We start from the raw sequence: 20,005 nt of genomic DNA on the forward strand, positions 1-20,005 counted from the left end.
GGATGCCGCTAAGAAAATCTATCATTGCATATCTATCCCTATTTTTGACATGTGCGACAGCGCAGACCATAGAGATTTTTAATGAAAAGGAGAGCGGAAGTATTAAGTTATTGCGTGATGGTCAAGAAACTGTGTATGAAAATATAACGGGAAACTCGTATGGTATCAGCAAGGGTCTAACAAGCATTAACAACACTCCCGCATTATTTCTTCTCGATCGCGATACATATTACTACACACTCAAGGCGGGACGAAATGGCTTATTAATAGATTGCGCATATTCTGATACTAGAAACCAGAATAATGGAGCCCGAGTTTCTGCTGCGATTTGCGGAATCAATGCGGCTCTTGGTAAATCCTATGATGAAATAGGGCGGGCCTATTCAGACGAATGGCAAGCGTCACTCTTTTCTTTTGATACTAGCCAAGTTATTAAAGGTGGTTTCTCAGCCAATTTTCCCCTCGGGAGGATTGGGGAAGTCGATATCTATGATAGATATTCGTCATTAGAGGCACTTGAGAATGCCTCGCCTCAGAAACATATCAAAAGCGCCTTAGGTTGCTTTGATTTCGGTAATTCCCTAGTGTTTTTAGTTTTTTTAAAAGAAGAAAATTCACGCCTAAGATATTTGGATGTGGTGCAGTCTCATGATCCAAAAATATTTAAGCGCCTAGATGAAAACGACTTGATAAGAATCGCAGTTGAGAGCTGCGAATAGAGAAAATCGACTGATACTCTAGTTAATCGATCTAAATTCAAGGCCCGAAGAAGTCCACCAATGTCAATAAATCGAATTCCCTCCGAAAAAAGGGCGCAAGCGGCCGCCCACGACTGGAGAGCCTGTAATTGGTATCACTTCGGATTACTGGCCGACGACGTAGACCAAGGGCCGGTCATGAGCCGTCTGTTCGACATCATCGACCGCGACGGCAAAATATCCGGTGACGAAATACAGGCCGCCCTCAACCTGCCGGCCCACGCCCAATCCATCTCGCAACTGATCATCGACTACGAAACCGAGTGGGTTAACCCTGTATAGCACGCAAGCGGATCAACATATTTGCTCGTTTTCACTTCCAATGGATTACGTTGACGGGGCGCTCGTCCAAAACTTAGTGGGATCGTATATTCATACGGAGTACTGATAGGGCGCCGAGCGTATCGTCTAAATGTAACGATCAAAACACTACCAGGGGTCGAGTTAACGACCAGATCACTCGGTGTTCATGGCTTGCTAAAGCAATCGCAGAATGACAACGAGGAGTTGAATATCGCTTTTGGGATATCACCTGCCCTGATCACAGTGAAAAAGCTGCTGGCCTAGTCGTTTGTCATGTGCACCACGCCCCAGCACAACGCACTCCCCGCCCAAAAATATGCACAACCCCGCCCCCACCCATAAATTGGTTCACCTTCACGCGAACCAATCCCCTTCCCTGCCACTGAACCAACTCCCCGAACCATTGGCCATTGGCCCGCTCGCTGCGAAAGCAGGCATTAACGCGGCAAGGCCATAGCCCAATCCAGTGAACCAATTTCCATTGGCATCGCTCTTGCACCCACCCCAGAAGCCCTGGTTCCAGCGTTATCGCGATCAAGGGCTTCTTTTTCGGCCTGGTGCGAGTGACCACGATGCAAAGGTTCGTCCCCGACACAACCATCGATAACGCTTCGAAGCTGGCGCTGGATGCCTTGCGGCAGATGGTGGCGCAGCATGCGGCGTTTCCCCAGCGGGCGTTGCCGACGGAGCGGGATCTGGCGACGGATTTTGGCGTGAGTCGCCGGGCTATTCGCCGGGCTTTGTCGGTGCTGGAAGCCGAAGGGCAGATCTGGCGGCGCCAGGGCAAGGGCACGTTTGTGGGGCCGACGCCGCCCAGCGCGGCGTTGAGTTTTGCGCGGTTGTCCGGGCGGACCAATTTCAGTGAGGTCATGGAAGCGCGGCTGCATCTGGAGCCCGCGCTGGCTTCGCTGGCGGCGGTGCGGGCCAACGGCGAGCAGATGGCGATTCTGCGGCGCCTGGCCGAGCGCACCACGCGCCAGCAGGACGCCGCTGAAATCGATGCCGAAGGTCTGGAACTGTGGGACAGCGCGCTGCATCGGGGTATCGCCGAAGCGGCAGGTAATCGGCTGATGCTGGATATCTTCGAAATGCTCGACGCGATTCGCCTCGACCCCGCGTGGCGCGATTTGCGGCAGCGGGCGCGCAATACCGATCGCCTCAACACGTATCGCCACGACCACGACGACATTGTCGGGGCCATTGAAAGCCGCGATCCGATCAAGGCCGCCACCGCCATGCGCGGCCATCTGCGAGCGCTGCAACAGGCGCTCGACACCGTTATCAATCAAGACCTGGAGGCGAGTGTATGACTGCGACCAGCCACGACAGCCATCCGGTACTCAGCATCAGCGACTTGACCGTGCGCTTTGCCGGCGCGCCCGCCAATGTCGTCGACGGCGTTTCATTCAAGGTGCAACGGGGCAAAACCTTGGCAATTGTCGGCGAGTCCGGCTGTGGCAAGAGCGTGACGTCCATGGCGTTGATGGGCTTGCTGCCCGACAGCGCAACGGTCGGCGCCAGCGCTTCCGGCCTGCTGGATGAACCGCTGCTGGGCATGCCTGAAGAACGTCTGCTGGACGTGCGCGGCAATCGCATGGCGATGATTTTCCAGGAACCCATGACCTCGCTGAATCCGGTGTTCACCATTGGCGAGCAGATCGCCGAAAGCGTGATCCGTCATCAAGGCATGTCAGCCAAGGATGCGCGGCAGCGGGCACTGGAGATGCTGGAAAAAGTCCGTGTTCCCGATGCCGTGCAACGTCTGGATGCGTATCCCCACGAGTTGTCCGGCGGCATGCGGCAGCGGGCGATGATCGCCATGGCCCTGGCCAACGATCCGGCGCTGATCATTGCCGACGAACCTACCACCGCGCTGGATGTAACCATTCAGGCGCAGATTCTTTCGCTGGTGGCCAACCTGCAAAGGGAAACCGGCACGGCGATGATCCTCATCACCCACGACCTCGGCGTGGTCGCGGAAGTCGCCGATGAAGTCATGGTCATGTACGCCGGTCGCGTGGTGGAAAGCGGCTCGGTGAAAACCTTGTTCGACGATCCGCAGCATCCTTACACCATCGGGTTGATGGGCTCGATGCCTTCCATAGGCCCACGGGAAGGTCGTCTCGCCACGATCAATGGCCGCGTGCCAACGCCTGCGGAAATGCCCAGCGGTTGCCGTTTCGCCGGGCGTTGCCCGTTTGTGATTCAGGCCTGCCGCGATGCGCGCCCGCCGCTGCTTGAACTTTCCCCCGGACATTTCGCCGCGTGCATTCGCGCGCCTTTGGAACAGCATGTGGGAGCCAGCGCGTGAGCCCTTCTGAACGCGAAATCGTCGAACGCATCACCCTGGAGCGCAGCGCTCTGGGACGTACTGCGCAAAAACCCATCCTCGAAGGCGTTGGCCTGAGCAAGCATTTTGGCGTCGAAAGCGGCTTGTTCCAGCGCAAGAAACCACCGGTGCAGGCGGTCAACAATGTGTCGTTGTCGGTGCGCAGAGGCGAAACCCTGGCGCTGGTCGGTGAGTCCGGTTCGGGCAAATCGACCCTCGGCCGACTGCTGCTCAACCTGCTTAAACCCACCGCAGGCGACGTGATTTACGAAGGCCGCAACCTGGCCAATCTGCCAGCGGAAAAGCTGCGCCAGGTGCGCCGGGATTTGCAGATCATTTTTCAAGACCCGTTTGCCTCGCTGAACCCGCGCATGACCGTGGAATCGATCATCGGCGAACCGATCTGGCTGCACAGCGAAGCCAGCCGCAGTGATCGCCAGGCCAAGGTCGCCGAGCTGCTGCGCACGGTAGGCCTCGCCCCGGAACACGGTGGCCGCCATCCCCATGAGTTTTCCGGCGGGCAGCGCCAGCGCATCGGCATTGCCCGTGCCCTGGCGTCGGAGCCGCGTTTGATTCTCGGCGACGAACCGGTGTCGGCGCTGGACGTCTCGGTGCAGGCGCAAGTGGTCAATCTGCTGGAAGACCTCAAGCATCAGTTCGGCCTGACGCTGGTGATCGTTGCTCACGGTCTGGCAGTGATTCGCCACATGAGCGACCGCGTCGCCGTGATGTACCTCGGGGAAATCGTCGAGCTGGCGCCGGTCAACGCGCTGTTCGAAACCCCGCTGCATCCTTATACCCAGGCGCTGATGGCCGCCGTGCCGGTCAGCCATCCGGATTTGCGTCACCCGCGCCCGGTGCTCGGCGGCGACATGCCAAGCCCCAGCCGCCCGCCTTCGGGTTGCCGTTTCCACACCCGCTGCCCCCATGCCCGCGCCCTGTGCAAAGAGGTTGCGCCGGTCATGGAAAGCGTCGAAGCCGAACGGCAGGTCGCGTGCCACTTCTGGCGCGAAATCGCCAACGCGGGCACCGGCACGCTGATCCTTCCTACCCCCAGCGCGGCTTACAGCCAGCGCTTGAACCTGTTCAAGACTCATCAATCCCTATCGACGGAGAGCCAGCCATGAAAACCGCACGCCTTTTGACAGGAACGTTGTTACTGCTGGCTGCCAACGCCGCCTTCGCTGAATCGACCTTGCGTATCGGCATCCAGGACGACCCGGATGTGCTCGACCCGCACCGCTCGCGGACCTATTCCGGTCGTCTGGTCTACACCGCGCTGTGTGACAAGCTGGTGGACGTCAACCCGGACCTGACCTACGCGCCGCAACTGGCCACGGCCTGGAACTGGAGCGAAGACGGCAAGACCCTGACCATGACCCTGCGCGATGGCGTGACCTATCACGATGGCGAAGTGTTCGACGCGGCGTCGGTGAAGTTCAACCTGGACCGCGCCCGCACACTGCCCGATTCGTTGCGCAAAAGTGAGCTGGCCTCGGTGGACAGCGTGGAAGTGATCGACGCGAAAACCGTAGCGATCAAGCTCAAGCAACCCGACGCGACGCTGGTTTCGCAGCTGTCGGACCGCGCCGGGATGATGCTCGCGCCCAAGGCTGCACAGGGTGAATTCGGCATGAAGCCGGTCTGTTCCGGGCCGTACAAATTCGTCCAGCGCGTGCAGCAGGATCGGATCGTGCTGGAGCGTTTCGACAATTACTGGAACAAGCAGGCCTACCACTTCGACAAAGTGATTTTCCTGCCGATTCCGGACACCTCGGTACGCCTGGCCAACCTGCGCTCGGGGGACCTGGACATCATCGAGCGCGTTGCGCCTACCGACGTGAAAACCGTCAAGTCGGACAGCAAGCTGGCAATCTACAACACGCCGGGGCTGGGCTACATGCAGCTGATGTTCAACGTCGCCAATGGTGAAAAAGCCAACACGCCGATGGGCAAGGACAAACGGGTGCGTGAGGCGTTCGTGCTGTCCATCGACCGCGACGCGATCAATCAGGTGGTGTTCGAAGGCTTGTACGCGCCAAGCGCCCAGCCGTTCCCGAAAAACAGCCCGTACTACGACAAGGACCTGCCGATCCCGACGCGCGATGTCGCGAAAAGCAAGGCGTTGCTGGCTGAAGCCGGGGTCAAGCTGCCATTGGCGGTGGACCTCAAAGTTGCCAACAACCCTATCGCGCAGCAGGTCGGGCAGATCATCCAGGCCATGGCCGAAGAAGCGGGTTTCAAGGTCAATCTGGTTGCCACTGAATACGCCACGCTGCTCAGCGAGCAACAAGGCGGCAACTTCCAGATCGGCATGAGCGCCTGGTCCGGTCGGCCTGATCCGGATGGCGACATCCATCAGTTCGTCACCTGCAAAGGCGGCCAGAACGACGGCAAATACTGCAACCCCAAGCTCGACGAGTTGCTGAACAAGGCGCGCACGGTCAACGACGTGGCTCAACGTCAGGCGCTGTACAACGAAGCCCTGCGTCTGCTGGCCGACGAAGTACCGACCGCGTACCTGTATTTCGATCCGCGCATCATTGCCATGCGTAACACCGTGACCGGTTTCGTACCGAATCCGGATGGCCTGATTCGTCTGACCAATGTCGCGTTCAAGCCGTGATTGACGCGCACACCAGCGAGGGTTCGGCATGCTGATGTTCATCCTGCGACGCCTGCTCAGTGCGATTCCGACGCTGATTCTGGTTTCGCTGTTCGTCTTCACTCTGCAGAAGCTGCTGCCGGGCGACCCGGTGCTGGCCATGGCCGGGGAAGAACGTGATCCGGCGGTGATGGAATACCTGCGGGACAAATACCGCCTCAACGACCCGTTGCCGCTGCAATACCTGCACTGGGTCGGCAACGTCCTGACGGGGGATTTCGGTACTTCGTTGCGCACCGAGCAACCGGTCACGACGTTGCTGGCGTCCAAGCTGCCGGTGACGCTGGAGCTGGCGGTGTTCGCCTTGCTGATCGCGCTGCTGATCGGCATTCCCACCGGGATCATTTCCGCCGTGCGCAAAGGCACGGCGGTGGATTACGGGGCGAATGTCATTGCGCTGTCGGGGATTTCCATTCCGCACTTCTGGCTGGGGATCCTGTTGATCATGATCTTCGCCGTGAAGCTGCAATGGCTGCCCGCTTCGGGCTTCGTGCCCATCGGTGAGGATTTCGGCCAGAACCTGAAAACCCTGATTCTGCCAGCCTTTGTGCTGGGTGCCGGGTTGTCGGGGATTCTCATGCGCCACACCCGCAGCGCCATGCTCGAAGTATTGCGCACCGACTATGTGCGCACCGCGCGGGCCAAGGGTTTGTTCCCGCGTACCGTGATCCTCAAGCATGCGCTGCGTAACGCCCTGATGCCGATCGTCACCCTCACCACGTTGCTGTTCGGCGAATTGCTCGGCGGCGCGGTGCTGACCGAACAGGTGTTCAGCATTCCCGGCTTCGGCAAGATGATTGTCGATGCCGTGTTCAACCGCGATTACGCCGTGGTGCAAGGCGTGGTGCTCTGTGTGGCGATTGGGTTTCTGCTGCTGAATCTGCTTGCCGACGTGCTCTACCGCATGATCAACCCGCGTTTGAGGACAGCGTCATGACCGCCATCGCCAGCGTTACTCACACGGCGATTGCGCCCCGCGCGCGCTCGCCCTTCGTCAAGAAATTCCTCGCCAACAAGGGCGCGGTGCTCGGCGCGGCCGTGCTGCTGCTGTTTATCCTCGCGGCTGCGTTTGCGCCGTGGATCGCGCCCCATGATCCGCTCAAGGTCAACTTTCTCGCGGTGCGCAAAGCGCCGTCGCTGATCTACTGGCTGGGCACCGATGAACTGGGCCGCGATCTGTTTTCCCGCCTGCTCTGGGGCGCCCGCAGTTCGTTGCTGGCGGGCGGGGTTTCGGTCGCCATCGCCATGTTGATCGGGGTGCCGCTGGGTTTGCTCGGCGGTTACTTCGGCGGCAAGCTCGACGCAATCATCTCGCGGATCATGGAAGCATTGCTGTCCTGCCCGTTCCTGGTGCTGGCCATTGCGCTCGGGGCTTTTCTTGGCCCGAGTCTGACCAACGCGATGATCGCCATCGGCTTGTCGGCGATGCCGATCTTTGCCCGGCTCACCCGTGGTCAGGTACTGTCGATCAAGCATGAGGATTATCTCGAAGGCGCCCGGGCGATTGGTCTGCCGGATCGCTGGATCATCTTGCGTTACGTGTTGCCCAACGTGACATCGCCGCTGGTGGTACAGGCAACGCTGACCATCGCCTCGGCCATCCTCGCTGAAGCCAGCCTGTCGTTTCTCGGTCTGGGCCAGCAACCGCCCTCGCCTTCGTGGGGCTCGATGCTCAACACCGCGAAAAATTTCATGGAGCAAGCGCCGTGGATGTCGATTGCGCCGGGTGTGGCGATCTACATCACGGTCTTGTGCTTCAACCTGTTGGGTGACGGCCTGCGCGATGCGCTGGACCCCAAGGGCTAATCATTCTTTCTGCCATTTCTGCCAAGAGAAGACGCTAATGTTCGATGATCTGGATTACAGCCAACCTTACGCATCGGCCCGCTCGCCGGTCATGGGCAACAACATGGTCGCCTGCTCCCAGCCGCTGGCCGCACAGGCCGGGCTGGACATGCTGCGCCGTGGCGGCAACGCGGTTGACGCGGCGATTGCTGCGGCCATGGTCCTGACCGTGGTCGAACCCACCGGTTGCGGGATCGGCAGCGACGCGTTCGCCATCGTCTGGGACGGCAACAAATTGCAGGGTTTGAACGCTTCCGGTCGCGCGCCACAAGCCTGGACGCCTGAGCACTTCGAAGGCCAGAGCGAGATGCCGCAACGCGGCTGGGGCGCAGTTACCGTGCCTGGCGCGGTGTCCGCCTGGGTTGAACTGTCCGAGCGCTACGGCAAACTGCCCTTTGCCACCCTGGCCGAACCCGCCATCGGTTATGCCCGCGACGGTTATCAAGTCACGCCGATCATTGCCGAGTTGTGGAAACGCGGCTCGCAACTGCTCAAGTCGCAACCCGGTTTCGCCGAGTGCTTCATGCCCAACGGCAAAGCGCCGCTGGCTGGCGAGAAAATCCATCTCAAGGATCACGCCCGCACCCTGGAACTGATTGCCCAGACCAAAGGCGAAGCGTTTTATCGCGGCGAGCTGGCCGAAGCGATCATCGCCCATGCCAACGCCAACGGCAGCGTCATGAGCCTCGATGATCTGGCGACCCACACCGTGGACTGGATCGAAACTTTGTCGGTGCCGTATGCAGGGGCGGTGGTGCACGAGTTGCCACCCAACGGTCAGGGCATCGCCACGCTGGCGGGCCTGACCATGCTCGAAGCACTGGGCGTCGGCGAGCATCCGGTCGACAGCCTGGCCACCGTGCATCCGGTGCTGGAAGCCATGAAGCTGGCGCTGGCCGACCTCGACGAACACGTCGCCGACAGCGCGCACATGCGCGTTGCCTCCGAGCATCTGCTGGACACTGCCTACCTGATGGAACGCGCCGGTCTGGTCACCGATCAAGCCGCCAACCCCGGCCACGGCTCGCCGAAAGCCGGTGGTACGGTGTACCTGTCCGCCGCCGACGAGAGCGGCATGATGGTCTCGTTCATCCAGTCCAACTACATGGGCTTCGGCTCGGGCGTGGTCGTGCCGGGTACCGGTATCAGCCTGCAAAACCGTGGCGCCGGCTTCTCGCTGGACCCGCAACACGTCAATGTCGTCGCGCCGCGCAAACGTCCGTTCCACACCATCATTCCCGGTTTCGTAATGAACGCCGACGGCACGCCGTTGATGTCCTTCGGCCTGATGGGCGGTCCGATGCAGGCGCAAGGTCATCTGCAAATGATGATGCGTATTTTGCGTTACAAGCAGAACCCGCAAGCCGCAGCCGATGCGCCGCGCTGGAGAATCGAGTCAGGTTTGAACGTCGCCGTGGAGCGCGCATTCGACCCGCAGGTCGTCGAAGCGCTGCGCGCCAAAGGTCACGACATTGACGTTGAAGAACCAAGCGGCGTATTCGCCTTCGGCGGCGCGCAGATCATCCAGCGCACTGCCCATGGTTATGTCGGCGGGACTGATCCAAGGAAGGATGGGTTGGTGGCGGCTTACTGACTGAGCAATACAACTCGTTGGAGCGAGCGGGCAGCGTTCCGACCCGCCCGCGAATCGGCCGCAGGAGCGACCGTAGGAGCGACTTTAGTCGCGAGGGCATCAACTGCCTCCCGGCTAAAGCCGGTCCTACGTCAACGAATAAGCCAGTGCCGATATCGACACCAGCCCCACGATCACCACAAATACATTGGACGCCTTGCCAGCGTACTGGCGCATGGCCGGGACTTTGTGGATGGCGTACATCGGCATCAGAAACAACAACGCGGTGATGATCGGGCCGCCCAGGGTTTCGATCATGCGCAGGATGCTCGGGTTGAGCGTGGCAACCGCCCAGCACACCACCAGCATCAGCGCGGCAGTCATGCGATCCAGCAGCAACGGCGCGGGACGATAACCGGTTTTCGCCACCAGGCCTTTCAAGCCTTCGCTGGCGCCGATGTAGTGGCCCAGAAACGATTTGGCAATCGCCACGAACGCAATCAACGGGGCCATGAACGCGATGGTCGGGTTGCTGAAATGGTTGGCCAGGTACGACAGGATCGACAGGTTCTGCGCCTTGGCCTCTGCCAGCTGTACCGGTGACAAGGTCAGCACGCAACTGAAGACAAAGAACAGCACCAACACCACCATCAGGCCATGGGCGCGAGCGAGGATTTGCGAGCTGCGACCTTCAGCCTGTTTGCCGTAACGACGCTTCTGGTCCACGGCGAACGCCGAGATGATCGGCGTGTGGTTGAAGGAAAACACCATCACCGGAATCGCCAACCAGAAGGTGTGCAGGAACGCCGAGGGCTCCGGCAGCGTGGTGGCGGTTTCGAGGATGCCGCCGGTCCAGTGCGGAATCAGGAACACTGAAAGGAACAACAACGCGACGATGAACGGGTAAACCATCAGGCTCATGGCCTTGACGATCACCCGCTCGCCGCAGCGCACTACCGCCAGCAGACCGAGGATCAGCACGAATGCCAGGATCGCGCGAGGTGGCGGCTGGACGTGCAACTGATGTTCAAGAAAACTGCCCACGGTGTTGGTCAGCGCGACGCTGTAGATCAGCAGGATCGGAAACACTGCGAAGAAATACAACAGCGTGATCAACGCCCCGGCACCCTTGCCGAAATGTTGCTCCACCACTTCGGTGATGTCCGCGCCTTCACGTCCGGACAGCACGAAGCGGGTCAGCCCACGGTGCGCAAAAAAGGTCATGGGAAAGGCCAGCAGCGCGAGGATGATCAACGGCCAGAAGCCGCCGATACCTGCGTTGATCGGCAAAAACAAGGTGCCCGCGCCGATGGCGGTGCCGAACAAACCGAGCATCCAGGTGGTGTCGTGGCGGTTCCACGCAGCAATGCTGGCGGGGGCCGTGTCGAAACGTTGTTCGACGCTATTGGCCTGATCATTCATCCGGTCGAATCTCCGTTGCCGGTTAATACAACAAGGCGGGGACGCATCGGAAAACCTGGCAGTTCAACGCCCCCATCAAAAACAGGGGCGCGATTGTCCGGGATCAGGCTTGAAAATCAAAGGCTTGTCTGACGAGAAGGTGTTGAACAGCGGAATTGAACGCATTCCGTAGGACCGGCTTTAGCCGGGAGGTGGCCAGTACATTCGCAGCGACTTCATCGTAAGGACGATCGCCCTCCCGGCTGAAGCCGGTCCTACGGATCCTGCGAGCGCAGTGTCAAATCCAATCCACCTCAAACCCTCTTCAACGCCGCAGCCAGCGCCTTGGCAAATCGGCGGGCGACTTCGTCGATCTGTTCCGCGCTGATGATCAGCGGCGGCAGGAAGCGCACGACGGCGCCATGCCGGCCACCCAGTTCCAGGATCAGGCCGCGCTTGAGGCATTCGTTCTGGATCAGCGGTGCGAGGGCGCTGTACGCGGGCGGATGACCGAGGCTATCCAGCGCGCCATCGGGGTCCACCAACTCGATGCCGAGCATCAAGCCGCGTCCGCGAATGTCGCCCAGTTGCGGGTAGTCCCGCTGGAGGATGCGCAGATGCTCGGTCAAACGCGCGCCCATGGCCTTGGCGTGGGCGGCGATGTCGTGCTGCTTGAGGTAGCCCATTACCGCCGAGCCCGCCGCCATGGCCATCTGATTACCCCGGAAGGTTCCGGCGTGAGCTCCGGGCAGCCAGGTGTCGAGCCAGTCGCGATACACCACCACCGCCAACGGCAGGCTGCCGCCGATGGCTTTGGACAACACCACCACATCCGGCACGATACCGGCATGCTCGAAGGCGAACATCTTGCCGGTGCGGGCAAAGCCGCTCTGGATTTCGTCAACGATCAACGCCACACCGGCCTGCTCGGTGATGCGTCGCAGCCCGCGCAGCCAGTCCAGATCCGCCGGGATCACGCCGCCTTCACCCTGCACCACCTCGACGATCACCGCAGCGGGCCGTTCAACGCCCGCTTCGGGATCGTTGAGCAGGTTTTCCAGGTAACTCAGATTGACCTTCACGCCCTGCTCGCCACCCAGGCCGAACGGGCAGCGATAGTCGTAAGGGAACGGCAGGAACTGCACGCCACTGTTGAGCAACGCGGCCATGGGTTTTTTCGGACCCAGGCTGCCCATCAGGCTCAACGCGCCCATGCTCATGCCGTGATAACCGCCCTGAAACGACAGCACGGTGCTGCGCCCGGTCGCGGTTCGCACCAGTTTCAATGCTGCTTCCACGGCATCCGTACCGGTCGGCCCGCAGAACTGGATTTTCGCCTCGCGGCGCAAGCCTTCGGGAAGTAAACCGAACAGGTCCTGAACGAATTGATCCTTGACCGGCGTGGTCAGGTCCAGCGTATGCAGCGGCAGGCCATCATCCAGCACCTGACGAATGGCAGCGATCACCACCGGATGGTTATGCCCCAGCGCCAGCGTACCGGCACCCGCCAGACAATCGATGAAGGTGCGCCCTTCAACGTCCTCGACATAAATCCCCTGGGCGCGTTTCAACGCCAGCGGAATGCGCCGAGGATAGCTGCGCGCGTTGGATTCCTGCTGTTTCTGGCGTTGCAGCAAAGGCGAATCTTCGAAGTGATAAAGCACTTCGTCCGGCTCACTGACGAACCGGGCAGGCGAATTCTCGTTGCGACTGATGGCGACCGACATCCCTCAAACCCTCGATAGCAGGTAGTAGAAAAGGACATCTGCCAAGCCGTCGAGCGCTTGCAGATTTCCTGTTAGGGAAACGCACCAGCGCGGCGAGGATTTACAAAATCAATCTTACATCCAGCCCAGCCACTTCCAGTACGTGGCGGCGAACAGCAGCATCAGCAGATAGCCGATGATCGTCACCGGCAGACCGATACGGGCGAACTGCCGGGCGGTGAAGGTTTCCGTGCCCAGGCACACCATGTTCTGCGGCGCGTTGATCGGCAGGATGAACCCGTAGCTGACAACAAAACCCAGCAACATGGTCATGCCCAGCCGGTTGAAATCACCGGGCAGGGTTTGCAGCACCGCAATCAGGATCGGCAGCATGGCCGAGGTCAACGCCGTGGCGCTGGCGAAACCCAAGTGAATCAGGATCAGGAATGCCCCGAGAATGGCGAACACTCCCAGCGGGCCGACTTTATCCAGGCCGGTGTTGGCCACCACTTGCACGCCCAGCCACTGACCGGCGTGGGTCGTGAGCAGGGCGGTGCCCAGACTGATGCCCACGCCGAAGACAATCACCGTGCCCCACGGAATGCGCGACTGCACATCCTTCCAGGTCATCACGCCCCAACGCGGCAGCAACAGCAGGACCAACCCGGCGTAAGTCGTGGACGTGGTGTCGAAGCTGTGCAACTTGCCTTCAGTGGCCCACAGCAATAGCAAGCCGATGGACACCGCCATCAAGCGTTTCTGCGCACTGGTCATCGGGCCGATATCCGCCAGGGATTGCGCGACGGCTTCCTTGCCGCCGGGGATGCTGTCGCTTTCCGGGGGCAGCAATTTCAGGACCAGCAGAATCAGCACGCCGGACATGATGATCGCCCAAGGTGCACCGGCGATCAGCCAGTCCAGCCAGGACACCCGCGCACCGAGCATTTTCTCCATGAAGCCGGCCGTGAGCAGGTTTTGCGCAGCGGCGGTCTGAATGCCGACGTTCCAGATGCTGGTGCCCTGGGCAACGATAATCATGATCGCGGCGGCGATGTTCGAGCGCTTGTCGACCCCGAACGCGGCAATCACGCCCATCATGATCGGCACCACGCAGGCACTGCGCGCGGTAGCGCTGGGCACCACCAGACTCAGCAGAATCGTCACAACAATGGCGCCGAGCATGATGCGCCGGGTGCTGGTGCCGACCCGCGCCAAAGTCACGAGAGCGATTCTTCGATCCAGTCCGGTGTGGGTCATGGCGGCAGCGATGAACAGCGCCCCCGCTACCAGCGCCAGGGCAGGATTGGAGAAACCGGTCAGCGCCATGCTGATCGCAGCGGATGAACCATAGATCACGGCCGGGTCCGGCAAGGTCGGCGCGGTGCCGATCAGGAAGGCCATGAGCGAGGTGATCATGATCGCGCTGGCTTCGTAGGAAACCGCTTCGGTAATCCACACCACGACGGCGAAGCCCAGGATCGCCAGCATTCGGTGCCCGGCAACCGGCAGGCCCGCTGGCAGCGGCAGCAATAACACGCCGCCCATCACCAGTACGGCAACAGCCAGTGCGATGGGCAACTTGACCTTCGCAGGCGGTACTTCGGGCGTCGTCACAGTCGCATTCATGATTTTTTCCTGGGTCCGTCGAAATCAGCACGCATGGCTTGCGCATCCAGGACGCGCAGCCCGCTATCGCGCGCATGATGACGCAGCGCTGCCAACAGCACTTGAGATGGATCAATACAAGCGTTGGCGCTGTACCGAGTACTTACTCGCCAATGCTCTCCCGACTCAACGGCATGCGCAGCTCGACCCGCAAGCCATCCGGCTGATTGGCGAAAGTCAGCAGGCAGCCGCAGCGCTGGACAATGGCCTGCACGATAGCCAGTCCCAGACCAGAACCCTCGCCGCTGCCCTGCCGCCAGAAACGTTGGGTGACAAGGCTCAATTGTTCCTCGGCGATGCCGCTGCCGTGATCCCGCACCTGAAAGCATGCCAGGCTGGCTGAAGTGCTCAAGGTCAGCTCAACCCGGGTGTTCCGGGGCGCGTGGTGCAAGGCGTTTTCCAGCAGATTGCGTAAGGCAGCGATGGCCAGCACTGATGGCATGTCCAGCGCCGCTGCGGACAAATCGTCCGGCAGGTACAGATCAATGCGCGACACATGGCCGTGACTGGCGTCGTGCATCGCCAGACGCGCGACTTCATCGGCGCTGCACTGCACGCCATCCTCGAACGACAGACTGCCCTCGACGCGCGCCAGTAACAGCAGTTGCTCAAGCGTGCTGTGCAGGCGATCCGCGCCCTCTTCCGCATGGGCCAGCGAACGATCACGGGTTTCGCCCTGGGTCATGCGCGCCACTTGCAGGTGGGTCTTGATGGCGGTCAGCGGGCTGCGCAGTTCATGGGCGGCATCGCCGGTCAGACGCCGCTCGCGTTCCAGGGTCTGCGCAATGCGCCGGAACAGCTGATTCTGGGTGTCCAGCAACGGCTGCAACTCATTGGGCATGCCCGAGACATCCAGCGGCTCCAGCGAGTCGGCGCTGCGCCGTTTCAAGGCATCGCGCATGCGATTGAGCGGCGCCAGTCCCTGGCCGATGCCCAGCCAGAGCAGGCCCAGACTGCCGAGCAAGGCCACTGCCACCGGCACCGAAGCAGCCAGTAAAACCGAATACTTGAGGGTGTCGCGCTCGTCCTGGCGGTCAGCCGTGGTAACGCGTAACTCGCCGTGCGTCAGGGTGAAACTGCGCCAGCGTTCACCGTTGATGAGCTGGTCGTGAAAGCCGCTGGCATCGGCCGCCAGCGGTTCATCCGGGGTCGAGTGACTGCGTGCGAGCACTTCGCCACGTAATGAACTGACCTGACACGCCAGCCCGCCGGGGATGCCCAATTGCTCGGCGCTCAAGGCCGCGCCTTCATTGCTGGCGGGCACGGGCAATTGTTCGAGAAGCCCGGAGACCATGCGCGCCGATGCCGCGAGGCGTTGATCCAGCGATTCCATCATTTGGGCGCGCAGATCACACAACATCCAGGCCGCCGCGAGCATCCAGATCACCACGAATGCCGACCCGAGCGTCAGGCTCAGACGCAGACGCAGGCTCATTGGCAATCCTCCGAGGTCAGGTCCTTGCCTGCAACGCCGAGTCGATAACCCAGGCCGCGCACCGTCTCGACGATGTGACTGCCCAGCTTGCGCCGCAGATGATGGATGTGCACGCTCAGTGCGTTGCTTTCCACTTCATCGCCGAAGCCGTAGATGCAATCCTTGAGTTGCTCGCTGGACAGCACGCGACCCCGAGCGTGCAGCAGCGCGTGCAACAACGCCTGCTCACGGCGGGACAAATCCACCGGCTGACCGGACAGAAACGCCTCGCGACTGCTGGGGTCGTAGTTCAGGCAACCATGCTCGATCAGGTTGACGCTGCGCCCGGCCACCCGCCGCACCAGCGTGTGCAGGCGCGCGCTGAGTTCGCGCAGATCAAAGGGTTTGAGCAGGTAATCATCGGCCCCGGCCTGCAAGCCATCGACCCGGTCGCTGACCGTGTCCCGTGCCGTCAGGATCAACACCGGCAACTCGACGCCCTGCCCGCGCAGCTGCTTGAGGAGCTTGAGGCCGTCCTCGTCGGGCAGGCCCAGATCAAGGATCAGCACATCGAATTGCGCCGCCGCCAAAATCCCCCGCGCCGCTGCCGCCGTAGCGACCCGATCCACCGTCAAGCCTTGGGCATTGAGACCCGCGGCGATTCCGCTGGCGATCAGATCGTCGTCTTCACAAAGTAGTACGTGCATGCTTGGGCTCGGGAAAATGGGCCAATGAAACAGGTCAGGATTAAGGCAGGATTATGCATGTGTGGAACGGTAGGAGGGGACTCGTCCCCGAAGAGGCCAGCCTGGCTAAATCAAGGTACCTGTCGTGATTTGGTACCTGAGCCAAACTCTTCCCGGACAAGTCCGGTCCTACCAAATCAATGCGCAATGTTAACTCTACCTTAATCCCCCTGCCCCACCCTTGGCCGGTCTGTACATCCCAAGGCTTTTGCATGCGTATTTTTCTGCTGCTGATTTTTTTGTTTCTGCCCGCGCTCGTTCAGGCGTTGCCTGGCAATGATCCCTTCAAGCGACAAGCCGAATTCCTCCCGGTTGATCAGGCGTTTACCCTGACCAGCGACCGCCTTGAATCCGGCGAAACCCGGCTGCATTGGCGTATCGCCGAGGGTTATTACCTGTATAAGCAGCGCGTCAGCTTGGCCGGGCTGAGCGCCGACCATCAACCGGTGCTGCCCGAAGGCGAAGCCCACAGTGACGAGTTTTTCGGCGAACAGCAGGTGTACCGCAACAGTCTTGAAGTGTTGATCCCGGCCTCCGCCAGCGGCACCGTGAAACTGGGCTGGCAAGGCTGTGCCGATGCCGGTTTGTGTTATCCGCCGCAAAGCCGGTTGCTGGAGGTCGGCGGCACCGGAGTCGAGCCAAACGTGCAGCAAGCCGAAGACCAGACGCTGGCCAGCTCACTTCAGCAGCGCTCGCTGGGCTGGAGTCTGCTGATTTTCTTTGGTCTTGGACTGCTGCTGGCCTTCGCCCCGTGCTCGCTGCCGATGTTGCCGATTCTGGCGGGCGTAGTGGTGGGTGGCGGCGCCAGTCCACGACGCGGTCTGGTATTGGCGAGCAGTTATGTGCTGAGCATGGCGCTGGTCTACGCCGGGCTCGGCGTGGTCGCGGCATTGCTCGGCGGTAATCTGCAAGCGCTGCTGCAACAGCCGTGGTTGCTGGGCAGCTTCGCCGCACTGTTCGTGGTGCTGGCGTTACCGATGTTCGGTTTCTTCGAACTGCAACTGCCCGCAGCCCTGCGTGATCGCCTGGAAAACGCCAGTCGACGTACGCGCGGCGGCAGCCTGCTCGGCGCCGGTGCGCTGGGGGCATTGTCCGGCTTGATGGTCGGCCCATGCATGACCGCGCCACTCGCGGGCGCGCTGCTCTATATCGCGCAAAGCGGCAATGCGCTGCACGGCGGTCTGGTGCTATTCGTAATGGGACTCGGGATTGGTTTGCCGCTGATGCTGCTGGTCACCGTCGGCAATCGTTTCCTGCCCAAACCCGGCGCATGGATGGATGCGCTCAAGGGCGTGTTCGGTTTCATGTTCCTCGGCACGGCATTGCTGATGGCGCGGCCGCTGCTGGATGAGTCATTGTGGGTCGCCGCTTGGGGCGTGCTGCTGTTGATCGCTGCCTGCAGTGCGCTGGCGTTGACCCAGCGGATGAAAAGCACGAGAAAAATCTTCGCCCCCGCAGGCTTGATCCTCGGCCTGTGGTCCGTGTTGCTGCTGGTGGGCGCAGCCGGTGGCGCGGACGACCCTTGGCAACCGCTGAAGGTCTACAGTGCCGGACGGTTCGAATCAAACGGTACGCCCAAGGAAGCCTTCATCACGATCAGCGAACCGAGTGCGCTGCAAACTGAACTCGAAGCAGCCAAAGCCGGCGGACGCTGGGTGCTGATCGATTACTACGCAGACTGGTGCGTGTCCTGCAAAGTCATGGAGAAACAGGTGTTCGCCAAACCCGACGTGTTGAATGCGCTGCAAGACGTGCAACTGTTGCGCCTGGATGTCACCGCTAATAGCCCGGCCAGCCGCGAGCTGCTGCAACGTTACAAGGTGCCGGGGCCACCCAGCCTGCTGTGGATCGGGCCAGACGGCAGCGAACGACGCGACCGGCGTATCACCGGTCAGGTCGACGCCGGGACTTTCCTGCAACACTGGCAAGCCACTCGGGAGCGCGGTTGATGTTGAGTGTTTCAATCGGGCCGTTCGCCCTGGCCGTCGTGCACCTGCTGCTGATCGGCGCACTGGCGCTGGCGACGTTGGTGGGCTGGCTGACTTCGCGGCGCACCGGCGCCAATCCGGAGTCGGCGCTGTTCGGTCTGTTCCTGTTGGGTTTGCTGGCCGCACGTGCGGGATTTGTCATCGATTATTGGACGCACTATCAGGCGCAACCGTGGCAGACGCTGGACATTCGCGACGGCGGTTTTCTGATCTGGCCGGGCGTGCTCGCGGTGATCCTCGGCGGCCTGCTGATGGCCTGGCGACGTCTGGATTTGCGCCGCCCGCTGGGGCTGGGCCTGGGCAGCGGGTTGTTGTTCTGGCTGCTGGCGAATCTGGGCCTGAATATCTATCAGCAAGGCGTTCGCTTGCCAGAAATCACCTTGCGCAACGCTGCCGGGGAATCGGTGCAGCTGGCCGATTATCAGGGTCGGCCTTTGGTGATTAACCTGTGGGCGACCTGGTGTCCGCCTTGCCGCCGGGAAATGCCCGTCCTGCAAGCCGCCCAGGCCGAGCGCGATGACGTAGTGTTTCTGTTCGTCAATCAGGCCGAATCGCCGCAGACCGTGGAAAGTTTCCTCAGCGCCCAAGGCTTGCGCCTGAGCAACGTGCTGTTCGACAGCAGCGGCCAACTGGCGCAAAGCGTCGGTTCCATGGCCCTGCCCACCACCGTTTTCTACAGTGCCGAGGGTCGCCTGATCGGCAGCCACCTCGGCGAGCTTTCCCGTGCCAGCCTGACCCGTTACCTCGACAGTTTGCCGAGCACGACCCTGCCTTCAAGGACCCTTGACCAATGACTTCAATCCGTTCGCTTTCCCTGCTCAGCCTGAGCCTGCTGATTCTGCAAAGCCCGTTGTTGCAGGCCGAAGAACTGCCTGCGCCGATTCGCGCACTGCAAGACAAAGGCGCGCGCATCATCGGCAGTTTCGATGCGCCGGACGGCTTGCGCGGTTATGCCGCCGAATACCAGAAACAGGCCATGGCGCTGTACCTGACCCGCGATGGCAAGCATGTGCTGGCCGGCAATCTCTACAACGAAAAAGGCGAAGACCTCAGCGAAGCACCGCTGCAAAAACTGGTCTACGAGCCCATGTCCAAAGAGGTCTGGAGCGGCCTGGAGAAAAGCACCTGGATCGCCGATGGCAGCGCTGATGCACCCAAAGTGGTGTATCTGTTCAGCGATGCCAATTGCCCGTACTGCAACATGTTCTGGGAACAGGCGCGGCCATGGGTCAAGGCGGGCAAGGTGCAGCTGCGCCACATCATGGTCGGCATCATCCGCGAAGACAGCGCCGCCAAGGCCGCTGCTTTACTGGCCGACAACGATCCGCAAGCAGCGCTGAAAACCCATGAACAGGCCGGCAAAAGCAGCAAGTTGAAGCCCTTGGGCGATATCCCCAAAGAGATTCAGACCCGCCTCGACGCCAATCTGCAATTGATGAACGACCTGGGCCTTTCCGCAACGCCATCGATCTTCTACCTCGATGCCAAGGGCCAACTGCAACAGCAGCAAGGCGCACCACAAACCGCACAGCTGGAAAAAATCCTCGGGGCTAAGCCTTAGTTACCGTCAGCCGGGCATACGCCGAAGCGGCATGCCCGGATCTGGCGTGTC

Annotated in this window: 17 protein-coding genes; 12 read left to right on the forward strand and 5 right to left on the reverse strand. The window is 61.0% G+C overall.

Annotated elements, in window-relative coordinates; all coding sequences use genetic code 11:
- The first annotated feature begins 2 nt into the window (after positions 1–2).
- From AABC73_RS21290 to AABC73_RS21330, 9 genes are all read left to right on the forward strand, one after another.
- On the forward strand, positions 3–719 hold the full coding sequence (locus AABC73_RS21290) for a hypothetical protein (RefSeq protein ID WP_341520833.1): 717 nt from the start codon (positions 3–5) through the stop codon (positions 717–719).
- A 60-nt stretch (positions 720–779) separates the two neighbouring features.
- Positions 780–1,040, forward strand: coding sequence for a hypothetical protein (locus AABC73_RS21295; protein ID WP_341520834.1), 261 nt, complete (start codon positions 780–782; stop codon positions 1,038–1,040).
- A gap of 593 nt (positions 1,041–1,633) precedes the next feature.
- On the forward strand, positions 1,634–2,371 hold the full coding sequence (locus tag AABC73_RS21300; protein WP_341520835.1) for an FCD domain-containing protein: 738 nt from the start codon (positions 1,634–1,636) through the stop codon (positions 2,369–2,371).
- Positions 2,368–3,372 (forward strand): ABC transporter ATP-binding protein, encoded by a 1,005-nt coding sequence (locus tag AABC73_RS21305; protein ID WP_341520836.1) that lies wholly within the window; start codon positions 2,368–2,370, stop codon positions 3,370–3,372. Before AABC73_RS21300 ends, AABC73_RS21305 begins: the two co-directional genes overlap by 4 nt.
- A complete protein-coding gene (locus tag AABC73_RS21310) occupies positions 3,369–4,517 on the forward strand; it encodes an oligopeptide/dipeptide ABC transporter ATP-binding protein (RefSeq protein ID WP_341520837.1) in 1,149 nt (382 codons plus the stop codon). The genes AABC73_RS21305 and AABC73_RS21310 overlap by 4 nt, the downstream gene beginning before the upstream one ends.
- Positions 4,514–6,016 carry an ABC transporter substrate-binding protein gene (locus AABC73_RS21315; protein WP_341520838.1) on the forward strand — a complete coding sequence of 501 codons (1,503 nt, stop codon included), beginning with the start codon at positions 4,514–4,516 and terminating at the stop codon, positions 6,014–6,016. Before AABC73_RS21310 ends, AABC73_RS21315 begins: the two co-directional genes overlap by 4 nt.
- A gap of 28 nt (positions 6,017–6,044) precedes the next feature.
- Positions 6,045–6,992 carry an ABC transporter permease gene (locus AABC73_RS21320; protein WP_020289224.1) on the forward strand — a complete coding sequence of 316 codons (948 nt, stop codon included), beginning with the start codon at positions 6,045–6,047 and terminating at the stop codon, positions 6,990–6,992.
- A complete protein-coding gene (locus tag AABC73_RS21325) occupies positions 6,989–7,861 on the forward strand; it encodes an ABC transporter permease (protein ID WP_341520839.1) in 873 nt (290 codons plus the stop codon). Before AABC73_RS21320 ends, AABC73_RS21325 begins: the two co-directional genes overlap by 4 nt.
- Before the next feature lie 37 nt (positions 7,862–7,898).
- On the forward strand, positions 7,899–9,494 hold the full coding sequence (locus tag AABC73_RS21330) for a gamma-glutamyltransferase family protein (RefSeq protein ID WP_341520840.1): 1,596 nt from the start codon (positions 7,899–7,901) through the stop codon (positions 9,492–9,494).
- Positions 9,495–9,620: 126 nt separating this feature from the next.
- On the opposite strand, the gene AABC73_RS21335 is transcribed toward AABC73_RS21330, so the two are convergent.
- The 5 genes from AABC73_RS21335 to AABC73_RS21355 all read right to left on the reverse strand — a co-directional run bounded on the left by AABC73_RS21335 (position 9,621) and on the right by AABC73_RS21355 (position 16,366).
- Complete coding sequence (locus AABC73_RS21335) at positions 9,621–10,895, reverse strand: aromatic amino acid transport family protein (protein WP_341520841.1); 1,275 nt, start codon at positions 10,893–10,895, stop codon at positions 9,621–9,623.
- Positions 10,896–11,188: 293 nt separating this feature from the next.
- Entirely contained in the window at positions 11,189–12,601 is a 1,413-nt protein-coding gene (locus AABC73_RS21340; RefSeq protein ID WP_341520842.1) for an aspartate aminotransferase family protein, read from the reverse strand.
- Between the two features lie 114 nt (positions 12,602–12,715).
- Positions 12,716–14,206 (reverse strand): DASS family sodium-coupled anion symporter, encoded by a 1,491-nt coding sequence (locus AABC73_RS21345; protein WP_341520843.1) that lies wholly within the window; start codon positions 14,204–14,206, stop codon positions 12,716–12,718.
- A gap of 142 nt (positions 14,207–14,348) precedes the next feature.
- A complete protein-coding gene (locus AABC73_RS21350; protein WP_341520844.1) occupies positions 14,349–15,680 on the reverse strand; it encodes an ATP-binding protein in 1,332 nt (443 codons plus the stop codon).
- The gene (locus AABC73_RS21355; RefSeq protein WP_341520845.1) at positions 15,677–16,366 is read right to left on the reverse strand and encodes a response regulator; all 690 of its coding nucleotides are present in this window, start codon (positions 16,364–16,366) and stop codon (positions 15,677–15,679) included. Before AABC73_RS21355 ends, AABC73_RS21350 begins: the two co-directional genes overlap by 4 nt.
- A 251-nt stretch (positions 16,367–16,617) precedes the next feature.
- Between AABC73_RS21355 and dsbD the strand changes: the two genes are divergently transcribed.
- From dsbD to dsbG, 3 genes are read left to right on the forward strand one after another with little or no spacing between them, the layout of a single operon-like run.
- A complete protein-coding gene (dsbD, locus tag AABC73_RS21360) occupies positions 16,618–18,354 on the forward strand; it encodes a protein-disulfide reductase DsbD (RefSeq protein ID WP_341520846.1) in 1,737 nt (578 codons plus the stop codon).
- Entirely contained in the window at positions 18,354–19,187 is an 834-nt protein-coding gene (locus AABC73_RS21365) for a TlpA disulfide reductase family protein (RefSeq protein WP_341520847.1), read from the forward strand. The genes dsbD and AABC73_RS21365 overlap by 1 nt, the downstream gene beginning before the upstream one ends.
- Positions 19,184–19,954 (forward strand): thiol:disulfide interchange protein DsbG, encoded by a 771-nt coding sequence (gene dsbG, locus AABC73_RS21370; protein WP_341520848.1) that lies wholly within the window; start codon positions 19,184–19,186, stop codon positions 19,952–19,954. Before AABC73_RS21365 ends, dsbG begins: the two co-directional genes overlap by 4 nt.
- The last annotated feature ends 51 nt before the right edge of the window (positions 19,955–20,005 follow it).

Origin of the sequence: Pseudomonas sp. G.S.17 (assembly GCF_038096165.1) — a bacterium.
Taxonomy (GTDB): domain Bacteria; phylum Pseudomonadota; class Gammaproteobacteria; order Pseudomonadales; family Pseudomonadaceae; genus Aquipseudomonas.